At 51.4% G+C, this 3,591-nt stretch carries 5 protein-coding genes and 1 pseudogene; 3 read left to right on the forward strand and 3 right to left on the reverse strand.

Going from position 1 to position 3,591, the window contains the following annotated elements:
* Positions 1–12: 12 nt before the first annotated feature.
* Positions 13–279 carry a glutaredoxin family protein gene (locus tag VB081_RS14880; protein WP_323401552.1) on the reverse strand — a complete coding sequence of 89 codons (267 nt, stop codon included), beginning with the start codon at positions 277–279 and terminating at the stop codon, positions 13–15.
* A 38-nt stretch (positions 280–317) separates the two neighbouring features.
* Here VB081_RS14880 and VB081_RS14885 point away from each other — a divergent pair, with 38 nt between their 5' ends.
* Genes VB081_RS14885 through VB081_RS14895 form a run of 3 tightly spaced genes read left to right on the forward strand, consistent with a single transcriptional unit; the run spans position 318 to position 1,576 of the window.
* Positions 318–689 carry an MGMT family protein gene (locus tag VB081_RS14885; protein ID WP_442872734.1) on the forward strand — a complete coding sequence of 124 codons (372 nt, stop codon included), beginning with the start codon at positions 318–320 and terminating at the stop codon, positions 687–689.
* Positions 690–708: 19 nt separating this feature from the next.
* Positions 709–1,206 (forward strand): large conductance mechanosensitive channel protein MscL, encoded by a 498-nt coding sequence (mscL, locus tag VB081_RS14890; RefSeq protein WP_323401554.1) that lies wholly within the window; start codon positions 709–711, stop codon positions 1,204–1,206.
* A gap of 1 nt (position 1,207) precedes the next feature.
* A complete protein-coding gene (locus tag VB081_RS14895; protein ID WP_323401555.1) occupies positions 1,208–1,576 on the forward strand; it encodes a VOC family protein in 369 nt (122 codons plus the stop codon).
* An 11-nt stretch (positions 1,577–1,587) separates the two neighbouring features.
* Here the strand turns inward: VB081_RS14895 and VB081_RS14900 are convergent, their stop codons facing one another.
* A complete protein-coding gene (locus tag VB081_RS14900) occupies positions 1,588–2,991 on the reverse strand; it encodes an APC family permease (protein WP_323401556.1) in 1,404 nt (467 codons plus the stop codon).
* 269 nt (positions 2,992–3,260) lie between these two features.
* Positions 3,261–3,591, reverse strand: a pseudogene (locus tag VB081_RS14905) (hypothetical protein); the annotation flags it as partial.

A 3,591-nucleotide genomic window follows, 5' to 3' on the forward strand; every position in this document is an offset into this window, starting at 1 on the left:
AAGATGACACGATTACGCCTTCAAAGCTTCAATAAACACCTGCTCGACTTTCTCTTTTGAGGGCACGCCCTCGAGTATCTTTTCGTCGTCCACAAAAAAAGTGGGGACATACCAATAGTCATAGCCTCTCGTCTTTTCCGGCTCATGCCGCTCATCGATGGTCTCGATATCGACCTGTGCATATTCCGGATGCTCCTGCTTCAGTTCATCCATCAGTTCAAACGCGCGGCGGCAATGCGGGCACGTATCCATCATGATCATTTTTACATGTTTGGCCATTGTTTTCCCTTTCATTTGGAAAATTTAATGATATAATAATGATAACCGGATTTCATGAAAGGAAACACAAGCGCGTGAATTTTTTCGGGCAGGTATACGAGATCGTAAAGCAGATACCGTGCGGCAAAGTTGCTTCTTACGGACAGATCGCGCGGCTTGCAGGCAATCCCCGTGCGTCGCGTGCGGTCGGGTATGCGCTGCATGTCAATCCGCAGCCCGGCGTTGTGCCCTGCCACAGGGTCGTGAACCGGCAAGGGCGGCTGGCACCAGCGTTTGCGTTCGGCGGTACGGATGCGCAAAAAGGTTTGCTCAATGCGGAAGGCGTTTATGTAAATGACGATGGCTATGTGGATATGAAACAATTTGGCTGGCAGGCCTGTCAGCCACGGGGTCATAAAGGAAAACCATAACCGAGAGGAGAAGGTGGGAATGGAAAAGAAGAAAAAAGGATTCATACAGGAATTTAAGGAATTTATCTCGCGTGGCAGCGTGATGGATCTCGCGGTCGGTATCATCATCGGCGGCGCGTTTACGGCGATCGTCAATGCGCTGGTGGAAAATATCCTCAATCCGATCATTGGGCTGGCGACCGGCGGAATGGATTTTTCCAGCCTGAAGATTCCGCTTACAGCAGATCCTGCGGGGGCAGCGATCCAGATCGGTTTATTTATCAATGCAATTATTAATTTTCTGTTGATTGCGCTGGTGATCTTTTTGCTCATCAAAGGTCTCAATAAGCTTAGTAAGAAGCCTGAACCCGAGCCGGAAAAAGCGGCGCGGCTGTGCCCGTACTGCAAAGGAGAGATCGCGGATGACGCGACCCGCTGCCCGCACTGTACCTCTGTGCTGCCTGACGACGTGTGTATAGACGAAGCGGTGGAGGAAGGCAAGAAGGCATACGGACGAAAAATAGGGGATAACGGTTGATATGAAATTTAAAATGATCCATAATAATCTGAATGTGCTCGATCTGCAAAAATCGCTGGATTTTTATGAAAAGGCGCTGGGACTAAAAGAAGTGCGCCGCAAGGAAGCAGGGGACGGCAGCTTTATCATCGTCTATCTGGCAAATGGAGAGGCCCCGCACCAGTTAGAGCTTACATGGCTCAAAGAAAAGGATACGCCGTACGATCTGGGGGACAACGAGATACATCTGGCGTTCGAGACGGACGACTATGAGGCGGCACACAAGCTGCATCAGGAGATGGGCTGCATCTGCTTCGAGAACGAAGCAATGGGCATCTATTTTATCGAAGACCCGGACGGCTACTGGCTGGAAGTCCTTCCCCAAAAGTAGAAAAGATTACATTATTCAACAGGCTGCGGCGTATTTTGCCCGGCCTGTTTTTTTCTGTATTTGGTCACGCTGTGCCATGCGACGATCTCGCCCACGGCGATCGCAACAGCCACGCCCAGCACAAGCGGCAGGTTGACGCTCAGAGCACCGTCCGCCGTTTGCGGGAAAAACGTGAAGAACAGCGTCATACAAAGAAGTACAAAGGGTACGGCCGCCGTGATAAAGATACGCACCTTGCCGCCCTTGACGCGGTACGGCCGGGGACGGTCGGGATCGATCTTCCGCAGCTTCCAGAAAGAAGGGAACAAAAACAGGTAACACGCTAAAAGTAGGTCGACGTTTAAGGCAAAGAACATCCAGAACACGTCCGTCCCGCTGCCGTTCATCTCGAGCACCGCCGCGATCACAAGCATCACGGTGATGATCACGCCATTGGTGATATTTGCCCCAAGCGGCATTTTCTGCTTTTTGCTCTTGCTGGCAAGGAATTTGGGAAGCGTCCCATATTGCGCGGCGTGCTGCGTCACATAATTCACGCCGAGGGACCACGACATCATGTTGGTGACGAGCGTAAACAAAAACAGCATACCACAGGTGATGAGGAATATCCCATTGGGAGAAACAAGCAGGATGCGCAGGCTGTCGATGAACCCGCTTGCCTTGGAAAGCTCCGCCGTGGGGATGGCAACGCCGATACCAAAAGAGGCGAACAAATAAAACGCGGTGATCAAAATACCGCTCAAAATAATCGCGCGCGGGATTTCTTTTTTTGCGTTTTGCATGTCACTTGCGTATGTGGTCACGACCTCAAAGCCGATGAAGTTGAAAATGATGATGGAAATAAACGAAAGGCCGGCGGCACTGGGCAGAAAATCCATAAAGGAAGTGGCGGGGTTCGCAACGCCGCGCGTCATAGCGGCATACACGCCCAGCACGCCCAAAACCAATATGAGCCCTGTTTTGATCAGCGCGCCGATATTGACCAGCCATTTGCTTTCGCTGATGCGGTAGTTGGAGAGCAGCACCACCAGCCACGTAATGCCCAGCTGCACGAAAAGCGCCGTCAAGGGCGGGATAGGGATGCCTGTCGCCGCGGTAAAAACCTGCGTGAACATCACGAGGGTGGACGTGACCCAGATGGGGAAGTTGATCCAGTAATAAAAGGCCGCCCGCGACCCGGTACGCACGCCAAACGCGCGTTTGACCCAGTCACACAGCCCGCCCTCGTCCTCATAGGCGGTTCCCAGCTCGGCGTTCACAAGGCCGTAGGGAACAAAGAACCCAATCAGCAAAAGGATCCACCAGAAGTACTGGGAATTGCCGATCGCCGCTGCGGGCGCGACTGCGTCTATTGTCAGGACGATACACACAGCCGCTAAGATAGCGTCAAACAGCCGAAGTTTTTTCGTTGCCATACCGAATTCCCTTATCCGTTTGAATTTTTGACATGAAATGGATATACCAAAACTATCTTAAGCGTAACCGTTTCATACAAATTAGTAAATATGTTCCATATAAATAGACAGCGCTGTTTCTTAAAGTGTACAACTGTTCCGTTCGCAGGAAAAATGTTTCATAAAACCATATATAAACGTATACGTCCTGCCTTAATCATCGATTCGGAAAGTAAAAAAGAGACCAACTCCCAGAAGGAACGGTCTCTTTTGTTCCGATAAAGATTGTATCAGAGGCTCTCGAACTGTCGTACGCCCTTGCTCATCAGGTTGCGGTACAAAAGGATGTCGAGCACCACGACCAGCACGAACGCCGCAATGACGGGCAGCGTGCCAAATGGCAGCGCCAGCAGCGCGGGAACGATGGCGAGGATCATGCCCACCAGCATTGTAAGAAGCACCGGTTTGCTCTGTTTGACGACCGTTACCTCGCTTGTCCAGTCGAGCTTGGGGCTGTTGAGATCGCATTTTAGCCCGAACATCGCGCCAAAAAAGCTGTAGGCAACAGGGATCGCGTACATCAGAACCACATACAGCGGATCAGGCCGCAGCGCAATGTTG

It is taken from the genome of Christensenella sp., assembly GCF_034927525.1.
GTDB lineage: Bacteria > Bacillota > Clostridia > Christensenellales > Christensenellaceae > Christensenella.

Excerpts from the sequence above, each read along its gene's own strand:
- VB081_RS14880 (WP_323401552.1), bottom strand. The coding sequence starts at position 279 with ATGGCCAAACATGTAAAAATGATCATGATGGATACGTGCCCGCATTGC.
- VB081_RS14885 (WP_442872734.1), top strand. The coding sequence starts at position 318 with ATGATAACCGGATTTCATGAAAGGAAACACAAGCGCGTGAATTTTTTC.
- mscL (WP_323401554.1), top strand. The coding sequence starts at position 709 with ATGGAAAAGAAGAAAAAAGGATTCATACAGGAATTTAAGGAATTTATC.
- VB081_RS14895 (WP_323401555.1), top strand. The coding sequence starts at position 1,208 with ATGAAATTTAAAATGATCCATAATAATCTGAATGTGCTCGATCTGCAA.
- VB081_RS14900 (WP_323401556.1), bottom strand. The coding sequence starts at position 2,991 with ATGGCAACGAAAAAACTTCGGCTGTTTGACGCTATCTTAGCGGCTGTG.